This window comes from Chloracidobacterium sp. N (assembly GCF_018304765.1).
Classification (GTDB): Bacteria; Acidobacteriota; Blastocatellia; order Chloracidobacteriales; family Chloracidobacteriaceae; genus Chloracidobacterium; species Chloracidobacterium aggregatum.
Genome location: NZ_CP072642.1, coordinates 2,285,516 through 2,308,737 on the forward strand (window position 1 = coordinate 2,285,516; position 23,222 = coordinate 2,308,737).

General features: G+C 63.7%; 18 protein-coding genes. 12 read left to right on the forward strand and 6 right to left on the reverse strand.

Annotated elements, in window-relative coordinates; all coding sequences use genetic code 11:
• Positions 1-230: 230 nt before the first annotated feature.
• The 3 genes from J8C05_RS09600 (at position 231) to J8C05_RS09610 (ending at position 5,655) form a co-directional block, all read left to right on the forward strand.
• Positions 231-2,072, forward strand: a complete 1,842-nt coding sequence (locus J8C05_RS09600; RefSeq protein WP_211421980.1) for an ABC transporter ATP-binding protein — start codon at positions 231-233, stop codon at positions 2,070-2,072.
• A gap of 47 nt (positions 2,073-2,119) precedes the next feature.
• On the forward strand, positions 2,120-3,730 hold the full coding sequence (gene murJ, locus J8C05_RS09605; protein ID WP_246840692.1) for a murein biosynthesis integral membrane protein MurJ: 1,611 nt from the start codon (positions 2,120-2,122) through the stop codon (positions 3,728-3,730).
• A gap of 257 nt (positions 3,731-3,987) precedes the next feature.
• Positions 3,988-5,655, forward strand: coding sequence for a formate--tetrahydrofolate ligase (locus tag J8C05_RS09610; RefSeq protein WP_211421981.1), 1,668 nt, complete (start codon positions 3,988-3,990; stop codon positions 5,653-5,655).
• Here the strand turns inward: J8C05_RS09610 and J8C05_RS15630 are convergent.
• Complete coding sequence (locus J8C05_RS15630) at positions 5,639-5,770, reverse strand: hypothetical protein (protein WP_281503752.1); 132 nt, start codon at positions 5,768-5,770, stop codon at positions 5,639-5,641. The two genes, J8C05_RS09610 and J8C05_RS15630, sit on opposite strands and share 17 nt — an antisense overlap.
• A 35-nt stretch (positions 5,771-5,805) precedes the next feature.
• Here J8C05_RS15630 and J8C05_RS09615 point away from each other — a divergent pair, with 35 nt between their 5' ends.
• Entirely contained in the window at positions 5,806-6,189 is a 384-nt protein-coding gene (locus tag J8C05_RS09615; protein ID WP_211421982.1) for a hypothetical protein, read from the forward strand.
• Between the two features lie 414 nt (positions 6,190-6,603).
• Here the strand turns inward: J8C05_RS09615 and J8C05_RS09620 are convergent, their stop codons facing one another.
• Positions 6,604-8,613 (reverse strand): arginine--tRNA ligase, encoded by a 2,010-nt coding sequence (locus J8C05_RS09620; protein WP_211421983.1) that lies wholly within the window; start codon positions 8,611-8,613, stop codon positions 6,604-6,606.
• Positions 8,614-8,760: 147 nt separating this feature from the next.
• On the opposite strand from J8C05_RS09620, the gene J8C05_RS09625 reads away from it, so the two are divergent.
• Positions 8,761-9,459, forward strand: coding sequence for a peptidylprolyl isomerase (locus J8C05_RS09625; protein WP_211421984.1), 699 nt, complete (start codon positions 8,761-8,763; stop codon positions 9,457-9,459).
• A gap of 22 nt (positions 9,460-9,481) precedes the next feature.
• Here J8C05_RS09625 and J8C05_RS09630 read toward each other — a convergent pair whose 3' ends face one another.
• Positions 9,482-9,841, reverse strand: coding sequence for an MGMT family protein (locus J8C05_RS09630; protein ID WP_211421985.1), 360 nt, complete (start codon positions 9,839-9,841; stop codon positions 9,482-9,484).
• Here J8C05_RS09630 and J8C05_RS09635 point away from each other — a divergent pair.
• On the forward strand, positions 9,840-10,895 hold the full coding sequence (locus J8C05_RS09635) for a threonine aldolase family protein (protein ID WP_211421986.1): 1,056 nt from the start codon (positions 9,840-9,842) through the stop codon (positions 10,893-10,895). The two genes, J8C05_RS09630 and J8C05_RS09635, sit on opposite strands and share 2 nt — an antisense overlap.
• Before the next feature lie 96 nt (positions 10,896-10,991).
• Here the strand turns inward: J8C05_RS09635 and J8C05_RS09640 are convergent, their stop codons facing one another.
• Entirely contained in the window at positions 10,992-13,094 is a 2,103-nt protein-coding gene (locus J8C05_RS09640) for an elongation factor G (RefSeq protein WP_211421987.1), read from the reverse strand.
• Between the two features lie 294 nt (positions 13,095-13,388).
• On the opposite strand from J8C05_RS09640, the gene J8C05_RS09645 reads away from it, so the two are divergent.
• Positions 13,389-14,738 (forward strand): hypothetical protein, encoded by a 1,350-nt coding sequence (locus tag J8C05_RS09645; protein ID WP_211421988.1) that lies wholly within the window; start codon positions 13,389-13,391, stop codon positions 14,736-14,738.
• Positions 14,739-14,944: 206 nt separating this feature from the next.
• A complete protein-coding gene (nrdD, locus tag J8C05_RS09650) occupies positions 14,945-17,032 on the forward strand; it encodes an anaerobic ribonucleoside-triphosphate reductase (protein ID WP_211421989.1) in 2,088 nt (695 codons plus the stop codon).
• A gap of 68 nt (positions 17,033-17,100) precedes the next feature.
• Here the strand turns inward: nrdD and J8C05_RS09655 are convergent, their stop codons facing one another.
• Both J8C05_RS09655 and J8C05_RS09660 read right to left on the reverse strand, forming a co-directional pair.
• Positions 17,101-17,868 carry an anti-sigma factor family protein gene (locus J8C05_RS09655; RefSeq protein WP_211421990.1) on the reverse strand — a complete coding sequence of 256 codons (768 nt, stop codon included), beginning with the start codon at positions 17,866-17,868 and terminating at the stop codon, positions 17,101-17,103.
• 7 nt (positions 17,869-17,875) lie between these two features.
• Complete coding sequence (locus J8C05_RS09660; protein WP_014100465.1) at positions 17,876-18,451, reverse strand: RNA polymerase sigma factor; 576 nt, start codon at positions 18,449-18,451, stop codon at positions 17,876-17,878.
• Between the two features lie 410 nt (positions 18,452-18,861).
• Here J8C05_RS09660 and J8C05_RS09665 point away from each other — a divergent pair, with 410 nt between their 5' ends.
• From J8C05_RS09665 to rsmH, 4 genes are all read left to right on the forward strand, one after another.
• A complete protein-coding gene (locus J8C05_RS09665; RefSeq protein WP_211421991.1) occupies positions 18,862-19,065 on the forward strand; it encodes a hypothetical protein in 204 nt (67 codons plus the stop codon).
• Between the two features lie 228 nt (positions 19,066-19,293).
• Complete coding sequence (locus J8C05_RS09670) at positions 19,294-20,808, forward strand: leucyl aminopeptidase (protein WP_211421992.1); 1,515 nt, start codon at positions 19,294-19,296, stop codon at positions 20,806-20,808.
• Positions 20,809-20,860: 52 nt separating this feature from the next.
• Positions 20,861-22,054 carry a class I SAM-dependent RNA methyltransferase gene (locus J8C05_RS09675; RefSeq protein WP_211421993.1) on the forward strand — a complete coding sequence of 398 codons (1,194 nt, stop codon included), beginning with the start codon at positions 20,861-20,863 and terminating at the stop codon, positions 22,052-22,054.
• A gap of 155 nt (positions 22,055-22,209) precedes the next feature.
• On the forward strand, positions 22,210-23,154 hold the full coding sequence (gene rsmH, locus J8C05_RS09680; protein WP_459543824.1) for a 16S rRNA (cytosine(1402)-N(4))-methyltransferase RsmH: 945 nt from the start codon (positions 22,210-22,212) through the stop codon (positions 23,152-23,154).
• Positions 23,155-23,222 lie beyond the last annotated feature (68 nt).

Sequence of the window (23,222 nt, forward strand, 5' to 3'; positions counted from 1 at the left end):
CATTATGAATCGCTCGGGAACACATAAAAACGCTGTCTTACTGCACGGCGCAGAGTGATGTTCCCGGGGCATCGTAACACTATCTGCCGCAACCGCTTTTCAGCAACATGAGTGATGAAAACTGGCGGGGGCGCATGTCATGCCAGCCAGTTCCCGGCTATAAAGACGCTTCCGCGCCGGGCGCGACCACGGCGCACCGAAACCGGCAGACGGCTTCAGCCCTGTAAACCATGAGTTCTTCTTCCACAGCCTCGCTCGCCTCGCCCGTTGCTTCTGCGCCAACCGCTGCATCTTCAGCCCAACCTTCCAGCCCCACGCTCACCCCGTGGCAGCGCCTGCTTCGCTTCTGCGCGCCCTACTGGCCCAGCTTTCTGCTCGGCGGGCTGTGCATTCTGGCCAGCGCCTATATCAACCTGCTGTCGCCACAGGTGATTCGTACGGCTGTGGATGACCTTGGCAGGGGCGTCACGCAGTCCAAGATCGCACGCTATGCCGGGCTGGTTGTCGGCATCGCCGCCATCCGGGGGCTGTTTTTGTTCTGGCAGCGGCGCATCCTCATCAACCGCTCGCGCGACATCGAATACGACCTGCGTCAGGCCTTCTACGCCCATCTCCAGCAGCAACCGCCGTCCTTTTTCCATCGCCAGCGGATTGGCGATCTGATGTCGCGTGCCACGAACGACATCGGCGCCGTACGCATGCTCATCGGCCCGGCCGTACTCTACGGCCTCAACACACTGTTCACCGTCCTGCTCGTTCTGCCCGCCATGGTGGCCGTCAACGTCACCCTCACCGCCTTCGCCCTCATCACCCTGCCGCTGGCGGCGGCCGCCACGAAATACTTTGGGGCGCGCATCCACGACCAGTCGGAGCGCATTCAGGAATACTTCGGACTGGTGACGGCCAAGGCGCAGGAAAACTTTTCCGGCGTCCGTGTCGTGCGCGCCTTCGCCCAGGAAGCCGCTGAAGAAGCCGCCTTCGACGCCATGAACCGGGAGTTCGTCCGACGCAACCTGCAACTCATCCGCCTGTCAGCCCTGTTTCGTCCGGTTCTCGACATCCTGTTCGGACTCGGCCCGGCCATTGTGCTGTGGTACGGCGGGCGGCTCGTTCTGCGCGGCGAGCTGACCCTGGGGCAGTTCGTGGAATTCAACCTCTACCTGACCATGCTCGTCTGGCCGATGATTGCGCTGGGCTGGGTTGTCAACCTCACCCAGCGCGGACTGGCCAGCATGGGACGATTGTCCAAAATTTTCGATGAAGCTCCGGCCATTCATGACGCAGCCGCCGTTCCCAACCTGCCGCCCGTTGCCGGCGACATCGAGTTCCGACACCTGACCTTCGCCTACCCGGGCCCTGACGGCATGCCGGGTCCGCCTGTGCTGCTCGACATTTCGCTCACCATCCCACGCGGTGCGACCCTGGCGATAGTTGGCTCCACCGGCGCCGGCAAAAGCACCCTCGCCAATCTCATTCCCCGGCTGCTCGATGCGCCACCTGGGACGCTGTTTATTGACGGGCGGCCCATCCACGATTATCCCCTGCATCAACTCCGGGCAGCCATCGGCTACGCGCCCCAGGAAGCCTTCCTCTTCAGCGATACCATTGCCGCCAACATTGCCTTTGGCGTTGAGCAGGCAACGCCCGAAGCCATCGCCCAGGCGGCCGAACAGGCCGGACTGCGCGAAGACGTGGAACGCTTCCCAAAGGGCTTTGAAACTGTCATCGGTGAACGCGGCGTCACCCTTTCCGGCGGACAGAAACAACGCACGGCGCTGGCCCGCGCCATCCTGCGCAATCCCCGCATCCTCATCCTCGACGATGCCCTTTCGGCCGTGGATACCGACACCGAAGCGCGCATTCTGGGGCATCTCCGGCAGGTGATGCGCGGACGGACCACCATCCTCATCGCCCACCGGATTTCAACCGTCAAGGATGCCGACCACATCGTGTTTCTCGAAGACGGGCAGATTGTCGAACAGGGAACGCATGACCAGCTCGTGGCCCTTGGCGGCCGCTACGCGGCGCTGTATGAACGGCAAAAACTCGAAGCCGAACTCGCGGCGCTCTGAACGATGGCGGGGCCACCGGGCGGCGGCCCCTTTCAGGTAATCCCTGCATGCCGACGTTTCCCAAGCTTCCGGCGGCGCTTCTGGTTGGAATGGGCATTCTGGCCAGCCGGGTGTCGGGACTCATCCGCAACAAGGTTTTTGCCTACTACTTCGGCGACACCGATCTGGCCGGGGTCTATCGCGCAGCGCAGCGCATTCCGAACGTGCTGCAAAACCTGCTCGGCGAAGGCGCGCTCTCGGCCTCGTTCATTCCAGCCTATGCGCGGCTGCTGGCCGAAGGCCGGACCGACGAAGCCGGACGCCTCGCCGGGGCCATCTTCAGTCTGCTGGCCGTCGTCGTGGCCGGACTCGTGGCCGCCGGCATGGCGCTTGCGCCCTGGCTGACGCGCCTCATTGCGCCCGGCTTTACCGGTGAAAACTACGCCCTGACGGTCACACTGGTACGGATTTTCTTCCCCGGCATCGGCCTGCTGGTGCTGTCGGCCTGGTGTCTGGGTGTTCTCAACAGCCACCGGCGGTTTCTGCTGCCTTACGCTGCGCCCGTGGCGCTCAATCTCGTCGTCATCCTGACGCTGCTGGTGTTTGGCGGACAACCGCTCGAACACCTCGTCGTCTGGACGACCTGGGGCAATGTCGTGGGAAGCGCCGTCATGCTGGCCATACAGCTTCCGACGGTCTGGCGCATGGCACCGCCGCTCCAGTTGGGTTTTCAGCTCGACGGTGCGCCCACCCGCGAGGTCATCGGTAACTTCTTTCCGGCGCTCGTCAGCCGGGGCGTCGCACAGATCAGCGGCTATCTGGACAACATCCTGGCCAGCCTCATTTCACCAGGCGCCGTCGGCATTCTGGGCTACGCGCAGGACGTGTACATGCTGCCCGTCAGCCTGTTCGGGCTGGCGATTTCGGCAGCCGAACTTCCAGCCCTGTCCAGCGCCACCGGCACGCCGGAAGCTGTGGCCGCCCAGATGCGCGAACGCCTGAAGCAGGCCGTACGACAGATGTCGTTTTTCGTCATTCCCTCAAGTGTGGCTTTTGTCGTGTTGGGCGGCAGTATTGTCGGCGTGCTCTACCGGGGCGGACGTTTCGATGACAACGCCACGGCGGCCGTCTGGCTGACACTCGCGGCGGCAGCGATTGGCTTGCGCGCGGCGACGCAGGCCCGGCTCTACGCCTCTGGATTTTATGCCCTGGGCGACACCCGCACGCCACTGCGCTACGCACTGGCACGGGTTGGGTTGGGCGCAGGAGGCGGTGCGGTCGCGGCGCTGTACCTGCCAGGCCGGTGGGGCCTGCCGTCGGCGTGGGGCGTCGCCGGACTGGCCGCGGCTTCGGGGCTTGCCGCCTGGGTGGAGTTCGTTCTGCTGCGCCGCAGCCTGCACGGACGCATCGGGCCGCTGGCTGACAACCGCCTCGAACGTGCCGGACTGTGGCTGTGCGCGCTGCTGGCGGCCGGAAGCGCCTGGGCGGTCATCTCGCTCGTCGCTCCGGCGGTCAGTTCAGGTGCATCGTGGCGCTGGCTGGCTGATCTCGGCGGGCTGGCGCTGTACGGCGGTGTGTACCTGACAGCGACCGTTGTCCTGCGACTGACGCCGTTCGATCTTCAGGCACGGTTGCGCCGCCTGGCCGGAAGGGATGAGGGAGGGGCGGATAGCGAATAGCGGATAGCGGATAGCGAATAGCGAATAGCGAGTGGGGAGTAGTAAGTGGCGAGTGGCGAGTGGGGAGTAGCGAGTAGGGATAGGGAATGGTGAATAGAAAACAGGAAACAGAAAAGTGAGAAGCAAGAAATGTAAAACAGATAGTCATCAATTCCTTATTCCTTATTCCTTATTCGCTATCCGCTACTCCCCACTCGCCACTCGCCACTCGCCACTCGCTACTCGCCACCCCCTATTCTCCATTTCGGGAAAATTCCATGTCTGACCTTGCCATTGCACGCTCCGTCAAACTGCAACCGATTGCCGCCATTGCCGAACGTCTCGGTGTGGCCGCCGACCAACTGGAACCCTACGGGCGGTATGCCGCCAAACTGCCACTTGCCTTCAGTGCGCCGGAGAGTTCCCGACAAGGCAAACTCATCCTTGTTTCCGCCATGACACCAACCCCGGCCGGAGAAGGAAAAACCACGGTCACAATTGGTCTGACCGATGCCCTCAACCGGATCGGGCGGCAGGCCGTTGCTGTCCTGCGGGAACCTTCCCTTGGGCCGGTGTTCGGCCTCAAGGGCGGCGCCACCGGCGGCGGACGGTCGCAGGTAGCGCCTATGGACATGATCAACCTGCACTTCACGGGTGATTTTGCCGCCGTGACCGCCGCCCACAACCTGCTGGCCGCCATCGTGGACAACGCGCTCCACCAGCGGCGAAACCCCGGCGGAATTGATCTCACCAGTGTGCGCTGGAAGCGCGTTCTCGATACCAACGACCGGGCGCTGCGCCAGATCATCGTCGGACTCGGCGGCCGCGCCAACGGCCTGCCCCGTGAGGCCGGTTTTGACATCACGGCGGCTTCGGAAGTCATGGCCGCCATGTGTCTGTGCGATTCGCTGCACCACCTGAAGGAAAAACTCGGCGGCATCTTCGTCGCCCTCACCCACGACAAACAGCCTCTGTATGCCCGCGACTTCAAAGCCAACGGCGCCATGGCCGCCCTGCTGAAGGACGCCATCAAGCCCAATCTCGTGCAGACGCTCGAAGGCAGTCCCGCCATCATTCACCTGGGGCCGTTCGCCAACATTGCGCAGGGGACAAACTCGATCATTGCGACCCGCACCGGACTGCACCTGAGCGAATACGTCGTCACCGAAGCCGGATTCGGCTTCGATCTGGGTGGCGAGAAGTTTCTGCACATCAAATGCCGAACCGCCGGCCTGTCGCCGGCCGTGGTGGTTGTGGTGGCTACGGTGCGGGGCTTGAAATACCAGGGCGGCGCTGCGCTCGAAACCCTGTCCACCCCGGATATGGCAGCCCTGGAACGGGGTTTTGGCAACCTTGAAAAGCACCTGGAAAACGTCCGTCAGTTCGGACTTGAACCCGTCGTGGCCATCAACCGCTTCACCAGTGATACCGCCGAAGAAATGGCGTGGATTCAGGCGCGCTGCGCGGCACTGCACGTGGCGGCAGCCGTGTCCGAAACCTGGGCCCACGGTGGGGCCGGAGCCGAAGCCCTCGCCCACGAAGTCCTGGCTGCGGTCGGGCGTTCCACGTCGTCGTGGCAGCCGCTCTACGACCTGACGGACTCCATCGAGCGCAAAATCGAGACGGTGGCCACGCGAGTCTATGGTGCCGGCGAAGTGCAGTGGTTCCCCAGGGCCCGGCGCGATCTCCGCCTGATTGCCGAACTGGGACTGGAGCAGCTTCCGGTGTGCATCGCCAAAACCCAGAAGTCGTTTTCCGACGACCCAACCCAACTCGGACGCCCCACCGGCTTTACGCTGACCATTCGTGAAATCGAAATTGCCGCCGGCGCTGGTTTTGTCATTCCAATTGCCGGCGACCTGGTGCGCATGCCGGGACTGCCGGCTGTCCCGGCTTCCGAGCGGATTGACATTGACGCCGAAGGAAACATCATCGGTCTGTCGTAGGGCTGCCGGTTTCGGGCAGCCACAGCAGCCCTTTGCGCAGGACGGTGATCTGTCCCGGCTGGAGACCGATTTCAAACGGGTCACAGGCGGCGGCCGTCTCAGGCAGCGGGTACACAGGGCGTTCAACTGCCGGCGGACATCCGCCTCGATGTGAAGCAGCGTTTCGTGCAGGTCCGGGTCGCTCACCACGCTGTTGAGCGGCTGGTTGTCTTCGGCCGCCACGATGAGACGCTCCCCACTCGAAAAGAGCGCTTCAAGACGGGTAATGGACGAAAAAAATTCCTGCCGCCGCTCGGTCAGGATTTCATTGAGCTTGGCTTCCGGCAGGTTCTGCCCAAGGCCCTTGCGCTCGGCGGCAGACTGCACCTGCATGAGCTTCAGGTTGACGCGCGCCGTGAGTGCCGCCAGCTCATCCTCGATGGTTTCGGCCGCCGATTCCGCCAGCCGTTGGACGAAGCTTTCGCGGCTCTCCCCGACTTCGGAAAACGCATCAAACTGCTGATTGAACCACAGGCGCAGCTTCTCCCGCCGTGAAAGCCGCGCCACCAACTCCTCGACGTGGCGCGTCAGCGCCGTCTGTGTAAGCAGGTAGCCTTGTTGCCGGTGGGGCAGATCGCGTGGCGGAGACTTCCACAACTGGTTGACCTGCACCGTGGACGGCTCGCGTGGGGGCGCATCCCAGTCCGGCTCGCCTTCTCCCCGTGGCACCCAGGCCAGAAACAGCCGCTCATCCGTATGCTTGAGCCGCGCCCGCAGGCTGTGAAACTTCAGGCTGCACTCCGCAAACCATGCCGGCCGGTAAGCCTGTGCGGTGTCCGGCACATCCGCCAGCCAGTATTGCGGCACGTCGAGCGTCGGTGGTGGTGAAGTCGTCATGGCAGCCAACCTCGCAGGGACACAAAGGAAAAGCTGACCGTAGGGGGACACGGCCCGGGCAGCTACATACGCTTACATGCGCTCTGGAGCGTCAATCCCAAGGACATCCAGCGCCGCCCGCAGGCGGCTTTCCACCAGGCTGACCAGCGCCAGCAGAAATGCCCGCCGAACCTCATCCGGTTCATGCCGGATGTTGTGCCGGTTGTAAAACCCGCTGAATGCCTGGGCGAGTTGGAAAGCATACTTGGCGACGACAGAAGGTTCCAGCGTTTCACTGGCTTCCACGAGCACGGTGTCATAGCGCAGCACCAACCCGATGAGCGTCCAGAACTCATTGGCGGTTTTCCCTTCGTCCCGCAGCCAGGCTTCGAGCTGTGTGTGGTTCCCGGCAAGCACGGCCGCCGGGTTGGGGCAATCCAGACCGGCCTCGCGCAGCTTGCGGCGGATGCCGGCCACGCGCACCAGGGAATAGAGCAGATACACCCCTGTTTCGCCCTGCTCGGCCATGGCGTCGGCAAAATCGAAGGCAATGAGTGTCGTCCGGGCAAATTTGAGCAAAAAGTAGCGTACCGCCGCCACGGCGATTTTATGGGCAATGGCACGCTGTTCGGCTTCGGGCAGCGTGGGCTGGTGCGCCTGGACGTGCGCCAGGGCCTTGCTTTCCAGCCGGTCCAGCAGGTCATCGGCTTTGACGCCCAGCCCCTTGCGTCCGCTCATGGAAATGAACGGGCGCTGACGGTCAGCTTCGGACAGCTCGAAACCCAACTCCAGGCAGCTTGCCGGTGTCAGCGCCACCTTCTCGTAGGCGACATGGGCGCTGGCGGCAACGGCGTCCCGCAGGGCATCCGGGGCCAACGACAGGACACCCCGTTTGACAAACTCCTGCGCATAGCTCTGCCCCACATCAATGACGTTCAGATAAGCTGCGCCGCGCCCAAACGCCGGCGGCGGAGAAGCATCATCCGCTTCAGCAGCCGTTCCCATCCACACGGTGTGGCCGTCGGCGTAGCGGTGAAACGCCCGGTAGTGGAAATCCCGCTCCAGAATGCCCAGTTTCCACAGGTGATAGGCAATGTCCTTGCCGGTGTAGTTGACCGTGCCGTTTGAGCGCACAAGTATCTTGTCGGCGTCGTGTTCGTCGTCGGTCGTGGCCGCTTCCTGCCCGGCCCGCATCACCCAGCAGCCGGCGCGCCGCCCTTCGGCTTCATAGACAATCGCCCCGGCCGCCTTGAGGCGCTCAAACGCCTCGGCCCAGAAATCAAGCCGCAAAATGGCGCTTTCACAGGGAAGTACGTCGTAGCGGATGCCCAGCCGTTCCATCGTGGCCAGATGACAGTGCACGATGCGTTCGGCAATACGGGCACCCAAGGCGGCCAGTTCCCCTTCGTGGCGTTCAATGGCGTGGAGTGTCTCCGCCCGCCAGCGCAGGCGCGACTCATCTTCGGCATACCACGTACCGACGCGGGCATAGAGGTCCCAGCAGTAGTCATCGAACTTCCCGTCAATGGCCGCCACCTCGCCCAGTGACCTGCCTTCGATGTGCACGAACCCCACCACCACATCGGCCACCTGAACCCCGGTGTCGTCAATGTAGTTGTGGACTTCAACCGTCTCGCCGGTCGCGCGCAGAAGGCGCACCAGGGCATCGCCCAGCACGGCATTGCGCAGGTGGCCGATGTGGGCGGCTTTGTTCGGGTTGACGCTCGTGTGCTCGACGATGACCTTTCCCCTGAAACGTGGCGCATGCACGCCGGGCGGGGCATTGAGCGCCCGCAGCAGGGTTTCGGCGCGGTTCAGAAACAGGTTGATATAGCCGGCGCCGGCAACTTCGATCCGCTCGAAATCGGGCAGCACCGTCCGCAACCCATCGGCCAGTGTCTGGGCGATGTCACGTGGTGCGTGTTTTTCGCCGGTGATGGCCTTGCGGCGTTTGGCTACCTCGAAAGCGGCCGGCGTCGCCAGATCGCCCAGGGTCACGTTGGGGGGAAATTCGACGGCAACATCCGGCAGGACAATGCCAAACTGTCGCTCAACCAGAGTTTTGACCGCCTGGCGAACGGTTTCTCGCAACGGGTGTAACATAGCGCCATGTTTAGCATGAAATGCGGCCGGGCAGTACGGGCGTTTGTCCTCCGACCTTCCCGGCTGTGCTATCTTCAGCCGCAACAACCTTCACAAAATGCAGTCATCAGGCACGATTCACGGCAGTGTGCAGGGAGGATGCCAGCCATGGTGTGGCGAGTCGCAGGATGGATGTTGATTCTTGGCAGCCTGTTGGTGTTTGGCGAGCAGGCCATCGCGCAGCAGCGGCGTCCGGCGGCGCGTCCGGCGCCCACACGCCCGACCGTTCCCCCTGAGCCGGCTGCCCCGAAACCCAGCCGGGCCGAAAAGCTCTCCGTCGAAGAACTCAAACAGGTACGCGCCGTCATCGAATCTTCAGCCGGCAACATCGTCCTGGAGTTTTTCCCCGAAGTCGCCCCCAACCACGTGCGCAACTTTCTGCGCCTCGCGGAACAGGGTTTTTACGACCGCACGGAGTTCAACCGCATTGCCAGGGATTTCGTCATTCAGGGAGGCGACCCGGCCAAGTGGCCGGCTGACAGCCCCAACCGCCGTCTGCGCTTCGACACCTCGCCGCTCAAGGCGGAATTCAACGAAACGCCCCACGACAAGGGCATTCTCTCCATGGCGCACGGCAGCAACCCCGACAGCGCCACGACCCACTACTTCATCTGCCTGCGGCGGCTGGAGTCGCTCGATGGCAAGTACACGGTCTTTGGGCGGGTCATCGAAGGTCTCGATGTCGTGGACAAAATTGCCGAGACCCCCATCGAGCCGGGCACGGCCGACAAACCTGCCGAGCGGGTTGAAGTGCGCACAATTCGGGTCATCTATCCGTCAACCGTGACCAACGCCGCCAAACCGTAACCAAAGCTTTGTCGGGCTTCCGTCAGACCTCCGGCTGCCAGCCATACTCGGCCAGATCAAGCGTCCCGTCAGCGCGGAACACGACGCCTTCGCCTTCCAGCCGCGCCCGTTGCTCTGCGGCGAGATGAAGCGATAGCCTGCCCGTGCTGATGCCGCCACGGGCATTGACCACCCGGTGCCAGGGCAGCCCGTCTGCCTGCCGGATGCTCGCCCGCAGCGCCCAGCCGACGCCCTGCGCCGAAAGACGTTCCCCGATGAGACGTGAAATCTGCCCGTAGGTCATGACGCGCCCCGGCGGAATCCGGCGCACCCAGGCATAGACGGCCGCAAAAGGCGGCAGTTCATCGTTTTCATCTTCATTCTTACAGGAATCCGGTTTCATGACGCTTGATGACGCACCTGTTGACTTACGCAGCGACACCGTGACGCAGCCTTCGCCAGCCATGCGCGAAGCCATGTACCGGGCAGCAGTTGGCGATGATGTTTATCTTGAAGACCCCACCGTGAACGAATTGCAGGAGCGCGCTGCCGCGCTGCTTGGCTTTGAGGCGGCGCTCTTTGTCCCGAGCGGCACGATGGGCAACCAGATTTGCCTCCGCCTGCACGCACCGCCGGGCAGCGAAATCATCGTCGAGGCGCGCGCCCACATTTACGAGTGGGAACTGGGTGCGCCGGCGGCGCTCTCCGGGCTGACGCCCCGGCTCGTACCGAGCGAACGGGGGCTGCCAACCTGGGAAGCGATTGCCGCCGCCCTCCAGCCCAAGGTGTACTACCGTACCCGGACGGCGCTCCTCTGCCTTGAAAACACCCACAATATGCACGGTGGCACCGTCGCCCCTCCGGCTGCCGTCGCCCGCATTCTACAGGAAGCGGCCGCGTGCGGACTGCCGGTCCACCTTGACGGAGCGCGACTGTTCAATGCGGCCGTGGCCGGTGGGCTTCGGGTCGCCGACCTGGCAGCCGGGTTTTCGAGCGTCATGATTTGCCTTTCCAAGGGTTTGGGCGCACCGGTCGGCTCGCTTGTTTTCGGCACGCGCGATTTCATTGAACGGGCGCGCACGGTTCGCAAGATGTTCGGCGGCGGCATGCGGCAGGCCGGCGTTCTGGCGGCGGCCGGACTTGTTGCCCTCGAAGAAGGCCCGGCCCATCTGGCTGACGACCACGCCAACGCCCGCTGGTTGGCTGCTGAGCTGGCACAACTGCCAGGGCTGGACGTGGAACTGAGCCGCGTCGAAACCAACATCGTCATGTGCGATGTGACGCCAACCGGAATGACCGCCTCCGAATTCTGCGCCGGACTGAAAAGCTGCGGCGTTCTGGCCGGTGCTGCCGGGCCGTACACCGTTCGCTTTGTGACGCACCGTGACGCGCCCCGCAGTGCGTGTCAACGGGCCGTTGAGGCCATTGCCGGATTTCTAAAGAACCGGCTTTCCTGAAAGCTCGCAAACGTCACTGGCCGCGTTCAAAAACAAAGCGTGGCCGGAAGGACAATCCTTCCGGCCACGGACAAGGCTCCGCCAGAGCCATCAGGTTCAGACTTCTTCCAGCGCCCGGATACGCCCGGCCGCCTGGGCCTCGGCCACGACTCGCTGCGTCACCTGCGGCGGCGCTTCGTCGTAGTGGGCAAAACGCATCGTGTAGCTGCCACGCCCGCTCGTCAGCGAGTTGAGCGCCGTGGCGTAGGTCAGCATTTCACCCAGTGGCACGTGGGCTTCGACAATCTGCCGGGTTCCCTTGGCGTTGATGCCAAGGATGCGGCCGCGACGGGTGGAGAGATCGCTCATGGCGTCGCCGGCAAACTCGTTGGGCACGCTCACGACCACGTGCATGATCGGTTCAAGCAGTGCCAGCTTGACCTTTTCCATTGCGGCGCGGAAGGCTTTGCGTCCGGCCAGCTTGAAGGAAAGTTCATCCGAATCCACCGTGTGGTAGGAGCCATCCACCAGTTCGACCTGGAAATCCACTACGGGATAACCCGCCAGCGCTCCGTGTTCAGCCGCTTCCAGAATTCCCTTTTCGACCGCCGGACGGAACTGCTGCGGAATGACGCCGCCGACGATTTTATCCACGAAGCGGAAACCGGCGCCGTGGGGCAGCGCCTCGAAAATGCACTTGCAGTCGCCAAACTGCCCCCGTCCGCCGGTTTGTTTCTTGTGCCGGGCGTGGACCTCGACCCGCCCCTTGAAGGTTTCCAGATAAGGCACTTTGGGGGCATGGATGACGACTTCCACCCCGTAACGCACCCTGAGTCGTTCGACCGTGAGTTCGATGTGCTGCTGGTTCGTTCCCGAAAGGATGAATTCCTTGGTCTGGGGGTCACGCGCATAACGCAGCGTGCCGTCCTGTTCGATGATGCGCAGCATGGCGCCGGAAAGCTTGTCTTCATCAGCGCGCGATTTTGGCTCGATGGCAAAGGAAATCGCCGGCTCCGGCATGGTCACGGGAGCAAACCGCACCGGGGCCGCCTTGTCGCACAGGGTATCCCCCGTGTGCGTGTCCTTGAGTTTGGTCAGGGCGATGATGTCGCCGGCATGGGCTTCCGTCAGTTTGTCGAGTTGCCGCCCCTGGAGTGTGTAAAGGGCCGCAACCTTTTCCAGTGCGCCCCGGCTGCCGTTCACCACGAGGGAATCCGGGCGCAGGACGCCGGAAATGATTTTACAGAGCGAGATTCGGTTGAACTGCTCATCGAGCGTTTTGAAGACATAGCCGGCAAATGGCTCATCGTCCGTCACATGACGCGGCGACACAAGGTGGTCATCGAGCGGCGACATCCCCAGCCAGCCGCCGACGTGTGCCGGGTCAGGGGCAATTGACACCAGGGCATCGAGCAGTTGCGGGATGCCGATGTTGAGCGTCGCCGAGCCGAGAAAGACCGGCGTCAGGGATTGGGACTGAATGGCGGCCGGCAACCCGGCCAGCACCTGCTCGTCCGTCAGCGTGCCCTGCTCGAAGAAGGTTTCCAGCAGGCGGTCATCACTTTCGGCCACCCGCTCGATGAGGGCTTCCCGCGCCTTGGCCACGGCGGTCTGCAGGTTGGCTGGCACGTCGGTTTCGACAAAGGCCCCGCTGCCGTCCGTCTGGTAGAGAAACGCCCGCTGGCGGACGACATCCACAAGACCGCGAAACTGCTTCTCGATGCCGATGGGAATCTGGAGCAGCACCGGCCGCAAATCACACTGCTCGGTCAGCGCCTGCAGGCAGGACTCCACATCCGTCTGCTCTTTGTCGAGTTTGTTGATGAAGACGAAACAGGGAAGATTGAATTCAGCCGCGTACTGCCGGACGGTTTCCGTTCCGATTTCGACGCCATTGTGCGCGTCGAGGACGATGAGCGCCGTTTCAGCCGCGCGCAGGGCCAGACGGCTGTCGAGAATGAAGGCCGTTGCCCCCGGAGTGTCGAGAAGATTGAGCTTGTGGTCGCGCCAGACGCCGTGCGCGACACCGGTCTGCGTCGAAAGCTGGTGGGCAATGGCAATTTCATCAAAGTCTGTCAGGGCCGTTCCGTCTGCGACTTTGCCAAGGCGGGGCGTCGCCCCCATGGCGTAGAGCATCGCCGCAACAAGTGAAGTCTTGCCGGCGTGACCATGACCAACGAGGGCGACGTTGCGTAGGTGAGGGGTGGCGAAAACTTTCATGCCGCAAAAACTCCTTTCCAGTCTGAGGGTTGTTCGGGGAGTGCGCTCATCGTTGGCGTGGTGGCGCAGCGATGACGCACTGCTGGAATCGAGCGATGACCACGGCATGCCACCAGGTGAAGACAGGTGGCGGAAAGCGTAGGTATTAAAACTTACTTTGCGGAGGCGCCCGCAGGCAAAACTTTTCAGGCCAACTTTTATCTGCTGCCCAATTTGACTTAGCATCGCGTGACGCCCCCGGCGAAACGGGCGGCGGTCTCACTTCACGCACCGCGCATCAGGGGGAACATCGGCATGTCAGCAGGTTTCAGGCCACGTTGGGTTGGCCAGGGCGTCAGTCTCTGGCTTCTGTTGCTTCTCATTCCGCTGGTGCCGGCCCAGCAACGCGCCGTACCGCCCAAGGTGGCCAGGGCCCTGGCGGAGACGAAAACCATCCTGCGGGATGTGTCGCGGCTGCGGGAGTTGCCCATCAAGCGTCCGGTGCAGTCGGGCTACCGCTCCCGCAAGGAAGTCGAGCGAGTGGTCATCCAGGACCTCGATGGCTCGCAAACGCCTGAAGAGTTTGCCAACCAGGCCAAAATGCTCGTCGCACTGGGGCTGATTCCCAAAGACTATGCGCTGCGCGATGAACTAATCCGCGTCCTGACCGAGCAGATTGCCGGATTTTACCGGCCGAAAACGGGCGAGTTTGTGCTGACCGAGAGCATGGGCGACGACGACCCCGACAGCCAGCGGGTCGCCATTGCCCACGAACTGACGCACGCGCTGCAGGACCAACACTTTGACCTGCGCCAGTTTGAAAAGCCGACCCAGGGAAACAGCGACCGTGACCTCGCCATCCAGTCGCTCATCGAAGGGGATGCCACTGTAACCATGATTGCCTACGCCCTGGACGGCCGGATGGACATCCAGAAACTCCCGGTTTCGATTGGCACCCTGCTGGAAAACTTCGGCGTCACGGATAACGACCCCCGGAAATCCCCGGCCCTGGCGGCAGCGCCCAACGTCATCAAGCGGTCCCTGCTGTTTCCGTACGCGGGCGGGGCGGATTTCGTCCAGGCGTTGCTGCGCAAAGGCGGCTGGACGCAGGTTTCGCAGGCGTTTACCGATCTGCCGGAAAGTACGGAGCAGGTCCTGCACCCGGAAAAATACTTTGCCCGCGAACGCCCGGTCGCCATTGCCCGGCCCGACCTGGCGGCACGGCTGGGACCCGGTTGGCAACGGCTGACCGACGATGTGCAGGGTGAGTTTGGCTACCGGCTGATTCTGGGCGAATTTCTCGATGAAAAGCAGGCCCGCCGGGCCGCCCAGGGGTGGGGCGGCGACCGCTCAACGCTCTACGAACACCGTCCGACCGGCCAACTCTGCCTCGTACAAGTCACCCGCTGGGACAACCCCGCCAGCAGCCAGGCCTTTTTTGAAGCGTACGTGGCGCGGACGGCCCGCCGTTTTCCCGAACGGCGCTTCGACCACGCACCGGCCGAACGCCCGCCATCAGAAGTGGTGACGGGCGAGGGTGTCCACATTGAGCGGCGGGGCGTGGATGTCTTTATCCTGGAAGGCCTGCCGCCGACGGCCGACCTTCCGGCCGTGCTCAAACATCTGGCCGGCACGTTGCCGGGTGCTCCCGGCAAGCCGCTGTGAGTTCAGGCCGGGGCATCGGTTTTTTTGAGCTGACCGGGACAATGTGTTACTTTTCCAGCGTTTAGCCGGGCTGTCGGCGGGCCGTTCGGGCGTTGGCAACCGGGACGGCCGCCAACGCACACCACCAGTTCAGTCACACGGCCAGGGTTGACGCCCCGTGTGGCATCGCGCACGAAGACCGTTCTGCCAGCGCAGGAGAGAGCCGCATGAACGAGCCATCGCCTGTCGAGTCGTTGTCCGAACCGCCGGACGCCACGACGGCGCAGGTTGTCGTGCGTCGTTCGGATGACAGCGTCACCGGCTTTGACGCGCGGCGCATTGTGGAGTCGCTGCGCCGCGAGACCGGACTCCGCCCCGAACTGGCCCAGCGTATTGCCCAGGACATCGAAGCCATCATCCAGCAATCGGCGCTCCGCCGGGTGACTTCCTCGCTGCTCCGCACGCTCGTGGATGCCAAGCTCATCGAATATGGTCTCGATGCCGAATACCGCGCCTATTCCCGCCTGGGGCTGCCGCTGTCCGACATTGACCGCCTCATCAAACAGGCTGGCCCGGCGGCGTCCCTGCTGCCACTCACCCCGGAAGGCACGGGACTTGAAATTGCCGCCGCCATCAAACGCGAATACGCCCTGCTCGCCGTCTTTTCGGCACCCATTGCCGAGGCGCACCTGGTGGGGGACATCTTCATTCAGGACTTGGGGGCGATTGACCGTCCGTATGCCATCATGCAGTCGCCGGATGTCGTCAAGCGCCACGGCTTTGCCCTGCCCAACCGCTTTGCGGCTTCCCGTCCGGCCCGGCATCCCGAAGTGCTGGTGGCGCACCTGGTAAAGTCGGCGGCGGCGCTTCAGGGCTATGTCAATGGCGCGGTCGAATGGGATGCCGTCAACTTCAGTCTGGCGCCTTACCTCGAAGACCTTGGCGAGCGTGAACTGCTCCAGGTGGCGGAAGCCCTGATGTTCGAGCTGTCGGCCCCGGCCGTTGGGCGGGGCGGCATCACCCCGACGTGCGTCATCCACCTTGACTGGTGCGCGCCGGCCTATCTGGCCCGGCGGCCGGCGATTGGTCCGGGCGGCAACCTGACCGGAAAAACCTATCAGGACTACACCCCAACGGCGCGGCGCTTTCTCCGGGCGCTCTTTGCGGCCTACCGGGACGGCGATGGGCAGAAGCTTCCCCTTTCCGGGCTGCGTCTGGTTCAGCACGTCACCCCGGAAGACGATGACGCGGACTGGCAGGCCATAGTGACGGAAGCCTGCCGGGCCGCGCTCGAACGGGGCAACGTCTGGTTTGTCTTCGACCACACCCCGGAGCAGGCCTTTCTGCATCGGTTCGGACTGCCGTACGAAACGGTTTTTGCCGATACCACGACGGATGAATGGTGCACGGCCGCTTTTCAGGCTGTGGCCATCAACCTGCCCCGTGCCGCCTACCGTGCCTGCCCCGGCAAAACCGTCGAGATATTTGAGGAACTGACGCGGCTGATGGACATTGCCGCGCAGGCCCATCTGGAAAAGCGGGTGTTTCTGGAAAAACTTCTGGCCCGGGGCGAGGATGGACCGCTGGCCCTGCTGACGGCGCGCCGGGGCGGGCGTCCGTTTCTGCGATTGCACCGCACGACACACCGCCTCTGCCCGGTCGGGCTGGACGATCTGGCGCAGGCCGTCACCGGCTACCGGCTGCATGAGTCTTCCGTCGCGCGCGACTTCGGCGCCCAAGTCATCGCCCACCTGACGGCCGAGGCGATTCGCCTCACCTCCCGGCACAAGACCCACTTCACGCTGGCCGAATCCCACACGGAAGGCATGACGGAACGCTTTGCCCACACGGACGCGCGGTTTTTTCCCAAAACGATTGCCGAGGGCTATTCGCCGGCGGATTTGGACAACGAGGGGAACTACGTCAACGGCGCGAAGCTGTCACCGTCCGTCGCTCTTCCGCCCCGCCAGCGCGCCCAGTGGGAGGGGCAGATTCAGCGCGGCAGCCTGCTCAACGCCACCACGGATGTCTGGCTCGGCGATGAACTGCCAACGCCGGAGCAGCTTGCCCAACTCGTGGCCGACCTGCGTACGGACGGGCTGGCGACAGGGCTGATGGTGTCACCCGAATTCACCCTGTGCCGGAGTTGCGGTCATGTCGCCGTTGGAAGCCATGGGAACTGTCCGTCGTGCGGCTCAAACCACGTGGAGACGCTGGCCAAGTCCACCAACCGCTACAGTCGTGTTTCGGGCTGGTCGCCCGCCGCGCAAGCCGAACGACGGCAGCGCGCGCGGCTCACACCTGCCGACCTGTGAGCCGTTCGCCGCAGTCCGGCTGAGCCATCCAGTATGGACGGCACGGTGTGGATGGCGGCCGTCTCCAGTTATTCATCCCCACCCTCGGCCACGGGAAAGGTGCTGACCAGATCGAGCAGGTCGGGACTCGACCGCGGCTCGCTTTCCCGAATCCAGGCGGCCAGTTGCAGACGCTGCTCACGATTGAGCTGATTGACAAGTCGCACAAGTTCCGCGCGTTGCTGCTTCAGGCGGGCATCGAGCAGGGCGTTTATCCGGGCTTCCAGCTCGGCGTCGCGCGCCTGTGGCTGGGTCGCCAAGGCTTCTGCCACCAGGCGGGTCACGGCCTGTTGAAACGCGGGGTCATCTGCGGCCGGTGAAGTTCCTGTCTGGCGTGGCAGGCTGTCGGGCACGGTTGGCGCGGGGGCTGAAGGACGTGGGGCTTGGGCAAGTTCAGCGCCGTTCAGCCAGCCGGTGGACAGCGATACCCCCTGGGGGCCAACGGTCAGCCGCAGGTTGGCCAGTGACAGTACGAGAACGATGGCTGCCGCCCCGGTAGCCAGTCTGCCCCACATCGGGAGCAGGGCGAAAAACTCCCGCCACGCCTGCCACACCGTCGGACGGATGACGAGCTGTAACCGGGGCGCTACGGCATCCATTTCCCAGCTCTGGAGCGCCGTGCGTACGGTCTGCAAACCTTCGAGTTCAGCCCGGCAGACAGGACAGGTCTGCAAGTGACGCTCGAAGCTGGCTATTTCGGCGGGCGTGGCCTCGCCGTAGAGATACGCCACCAGGTCCGAACTGCGGTCACAGGCCATTGCGGATTTGTCCGTCGCGGGTTTGCGTGGTGTGGTCATGACAGTGCTACTCCTTGCCGGGGGAGAACCCCAATCCTTCCAGTCGCCGGCGCAGCAGGGTCAGCCCCGTGTAAAGCCGGGTCTTGACGGTGCTGACCGGAATGCCGAGCACCTCGGCGATTTCGTGAAACTTCAGCCCTTCATATTCCTTCATCACGATGACCTGCCGCATCTCGGCTGGCAAAGCCGCCAGGGCACGGCGGACGAGTTGCGCCCGTTCATCCCGCAGCAGCCGCTCGTCGAGGGCATTGTCCGTATCCGGCGGATCAAACCCACGGGTTTCAGCCTGCTCCTCCAGCGACAGGCTTTCTGCCGGCTGGCGGCGCTGGCGCGAATGCCACGCATTGAGCGCAATCCGGTAGAGCCAGGACGAAAACTTCGCCTCTCCGCGAAAGGATTTGAGATGGCGGAAGGCCGCGAGAAAGGTCTCCTGACAGACATCGCGGGCGTCTTCGTCCGAACCGCTCAGGCGGTAGGCCAGGCTGAAAATCGGGCGTTCCCAGCGCCGTACCAGCACTTCAAAGGCATGATGTTCACCTTCCAGCGTACGCTCGACCAGTTCCAGGTCCGACGCTTCCACCATAGAGCCGTGTTCTCCCTGCCGGCCACGCTGGTTGGTCATCTCTTGCGCGCCATTCGCCGGCGCACGACATAAGACGCCACCGAGGGTCACAAAGTCGGATTTTCAAGGCTGGATGTTCAAGGGCTGGCTTCCCTGCCGGGCGCGCGTCACGGCCGGGCTGCCCTGGACAGTGTGGCATTTTGGCCGCCATGGCTGCCACACGTCCGGCCAATTTGCCCCACAGCCCGGACAAACCAGCTCCGCAACCATCCGTAGCGGACAGACAAAGTATTGTTTCTGAATAACTTGGTCAGACAAACCGCCCCTTTCCCGGTATGGCACGCAAGTTGTTCCGGGAACAGTGTGGACAGCCGCCCGACGGGGCGGCATCCACAGTCAAACGCCATTTCACAGGAAGGAAGCGCAACACGATGAAGAAAGCAGCTCTTGCACTGTTCGTTGCCCTCGTCATGGGGGTCACGACCTTCGGCGTCATCGAGACGGCCTATGCCCAGGAACAGCCGACGGCCGGCAGCGGCTCCGGCACCACGAAGACGATGAAGAAGAAACGCCGCCGCCGCCGCAAAAAGAGAGCCGAAACGCCCAGTGGCTTTGTGATGGCCAACCAGTTCTAAACGCATCCGTCCGCAGGTACTGCGGAGGGTTTGCATCTCAACTTCGGGTATGGGAAGGGTGCTTCCCATACCCGTTTTTTTGCGTCATGGCTGCTGTTTCCGGGCATTGCCGTCCGGGGCAGGGGTCCGTGCCGGCCGAGGCAGGGCTTGTTTCTGAGGTCCCGCCAAGTAGTATAGAAGCTCACCACAACCCAGGCATTCCCACACCCCAAGGAGTTCCTTTCCGGCATGAACGTTGACATCTGGACGCGCGACGCGCGTACGTTGGCCACAGAGGCGGTGGCCGTTTTTGTGTTCGAGGAAGAAACGCCGGCCAGCCCGGAGCTGATGCCCTTTGACGCGGCTCTCCCAGGACTGCTGCCCACGGTCTTTGGCACCGAGATGCGCGGCAAGGTCGGGGACATCGTTACCCTGCATGCGACCAGTGGCCTTGAAGCCAAACGCCTGATCCTCGTTGGCGCCGGAGCCAGGGAGAAGTTTGACTACCGGGCGCTTCGCCAGCGCAGCGCCCAGGTTGCCCGGGTTGCCGCCAAAAAAGGCGTCACTTCCCTTGGCATCGTGTTGCGCGACCACCTCGACCCCATGCTGGCAGCCGCGGCCGTCACGGATGGCGTCATCACCGGTCTCTATGACCCGGCCCTGTACCGGAAGCCAAAAGAAGACACCACGACGATCGCTTCCCTGACCCTGTGCCTGACGCCGGCCATGAGCGCGGCGGAAGCCACGGTTCGCCAGGGCGTGGACCGGGGCATCACGCTGGCCGAGGCCGTCAACTTTGCCCGTACGCTGGCGCAGGAACCCGGCAACAAGCTCACTCCGGCTGAAATGGCCCGGCGGGCGCAAGCCATGGCGGAACGTGAAGGGCTGGAATGCACGATTTTCGGGCGTGACCGGATGGCGGAGATGGGCATGGGGGCGCTGCTGGCCGTCGGACAGGGCAGCGCCCAGGAACCACAACTCATCCGGTTGAGTTACCGTCCGGCCGGAACCAACGGAGACCAGGGGCCGCGCCTCGCCGTCGTCGGCAAGGGTATTACCTTTGACACCGGCGGCATCTGCCTCAAGCCACGGGATGCGATGTGGGAAATGAAGTACGACATGTCGGGCGGGGCGGCCGTCATCGGCGCCATGCAGGCCATTGCCCGCCTCAAGCCGCCGATGGCTGTGGATGGCTACGTTGCTGCTGCCGAAAACATGCCTTCATCCACATCTTACAAGCCCGGCGACGTGCTGCATTCCTACGATGGCAAAACCATCGAGGTCATTGACACGGATGCCGAGGGGCGGCTCGTTCTCTGTGACGCTCTGGCTTACGCCCGCAAGGACGGCGGCGCGACGCACATCCTCGACCTGGCCACCCTGACCGGTGCCGTCATGGTGGCACTCGGTCAGGAACGCGCCGGGCTGATGGGCACGGACTCCGCGTTCATCGAAAGTGTCAAGCAGGCGGCGGCGGCGGCCGGTGAAAAGGTCTGGCCGTTGCCCCTGGACGAGGAATACGGCGAGTTGATGAAAAGCGACATTGCCGACATCAAGAACCTGGGCAACCGGTATGCCGGCTCGATTACGGCTGCCTGGTTTCTGCGGGAGTTCGTCGAAGACGTGCCGTGGGTCCATCTGGACATTGCCGGTGTAGCCTGGCTCGATAGCGACAAGCCGGACATGGCAAAAGGACCGACAGGCTTTGGCGTCCGTACCGTTGTGCAACTTGCCGAACAGATGGCCGCCGCGCAGGTGAACTAGAAACAGGGCGCTCTCACGCGACACCCCGTGGTGGTCAGGAAGGGGGCGCCCGATGGACGATTCCCTCGAACTCTGGATTGAACGCCTCGTCGCCGGCGGCGAAGGGCTGGCCCACCTGCCCGATGGGCGTGCCGTCTTCATTCCGCAGACAGCGCCGGGTGAACTCGTGCGCGTTCGCCTGGTTGAAGAAAAGCCTACTTTTGCGCGCGGCCGCCTGCTGGAGGTACTCCAGCCTTCGCCGGTGCGGCGTGCCGCGCCCTGTCCGCACTATGGCACATGCGGGGGCTGTCAGTTGCAACACGTCCAGTATGCCGCCCAGGTCGAGGCCAAGCAGGCGTTCATCCGCGAGGCGCTACTGCGCCTGGGGCAGATTGCCTGGGATGGGCCCATCCCGATGCGAACCGGCCCCGAATGGGGCTATCGCAGCCGTGTCCAGTTCAAGCTGGACGTGGACGGCCATCGGTTGCGGGTCGGGTTCTACACCAGTGGAACCAATGACCTGTGTGACATCGAGACCTGTCCGCTGCTGGCGCCGCCGCTGGCCCGGCTTCCGGCTGTCCTGCGACAACAGGCACCGTCCTCTCTGGCTGGCAAAACCCTGGACATTGCCCTTGGGGATGACGATGGGCTGTCTGCCTTCCCGGCTTTTGCTGACCTTCCCGGTCGCCCTGTTACCCGCCGCATCGGGCATTTCGTCTATACCTACGACGCGCGCTGTTTTTTTCAGGTCAACCGGGAACTCGTGGCGGCGCTTGTCGCTGAAGTCGTGCCGGACGACCTGCCTTTCGGCGGGTTGGCTCTCGATCTCTACGCCGGCGTGGGCTTGTTCACCCTGCCGCTGGCGCGGAAGTTCCGGCAGGTGCTGGCCATTGAAGCCTCTCCGAATGCCGTGGCCTTTGCCCGCGAAAACATCCGGCACAACCAACTGACCAACGCCCAGGTCGTCGCCGAAGACTGCGCCCGGTGGATGCAGATGCGGGCGGCTGCCTTTACCGACCGGGTGGACTGGCTTGTGGCGGACCCGCCGCGTGCCGGTCTCGATAACGCCGTCCGCACAGGGTTGGTGACGATTCGCCCCCGGCAGATCGTCTATGTCTCGTGTCATCCGGCAACCCTGGCGCGCGACCTGAAACTGCTGCTGGCGCACGGCTATCGCCTGACGAAGCTCGTCGGACTGGACCTGTTTCCCCAGACCGCCCATGTCGAAGTCGTGGCGCAGCTTGTGCGGGGTGATGGCACCGACTGACACTCTTCAGCGAAACATCAAGCGAATCCTTTTCTCCCGGCAACTAAACCTTTCCAGAAAGCCCGTTTATTCCCGAAAAAAAGCCTCTCCCGGCTTGACCCCCGGCCGGAGGCTGCCTACTATCCCGCTCTGGCAAGGTATTCCTGAAGTTTCCCATGATGCCTGACCTGCCCCCGCGACACACGCCGGTTCTGGCGGCTGAAGTCCTGACGGCCCTTGCGCCGGCGCCGGGCAAGCGGTTTGTGGATGGGACGGTCGGGCTTGGCGGTCACAGCGCGGCCCTTCTGGCGGCCGGCGCACAGGTGCTTGCCATTGACCGGGATGCCGGCGCGCTGCGCCAGGCCGCAGAACGTCTTGCCCGGTATGGCGACCAGGTGCGTTTCGTTCACGCTGACTTTCGTTCCTTGAAAACGATACTCAACCAGCCGGGATGGTCGGAGGTGGACGGCATCCTCGTGGACTTGGGGGTTTCTTCCTGGCAACTCGATGAACCGGCGCGTGGTTTCAGCTTTCGCCACGACGGACCGCTCGACATGCGCATGGACACCTCGCAGCCGGTCACGGCCGCGGACATCGTCAACACCTGGGAAGAAGAGCCGCTGGCGGAGGTGATCCGGCAGTGGGGCGAAGAACGCTATGCGCGCCGTGTGGCGTACCGCATCGTTCAGGCCCGCCGCCAGACCCCCATCAGGACAACCGGCCAGTTAGCGGCCATCGTCCGGCAGGCCGTTCCACAGCGTGGCCCGCAGCGGATTGATCCGGCAACCCGCACGTTTCAGGCCCTGCGGATTGCCGTCAACCGGGAGCTGGACGGACTGGAAACCTTCGTCTCGGAGGCCACGGATGTGCTCGCACCGGGTGGGCGACTGGTGGTTATCACCTTTCACTCGCTTGAAGACCGCCCCATCAAACGGGCGCTGCGCCGGGAAGCCGGCATCCCCGATGATGACGCGCCGACGGACTTCTGGGGACGCCGGGTGACGCCGACGCCACGCTTACGGCTTCTGCACCGGCGGCCCATCGTGCCGACGGCCGCCGAAGTCGCTTCCAATCCACGGGCACGCAGCGCCAAACTCCGTGCGGCAGAGCGACTTCCATAACGTGGCAGCCGTGCGCCCGTGCCAAGAACGAACTCAGGGGGGACATCTCAACGACATGGTGGAGAGGC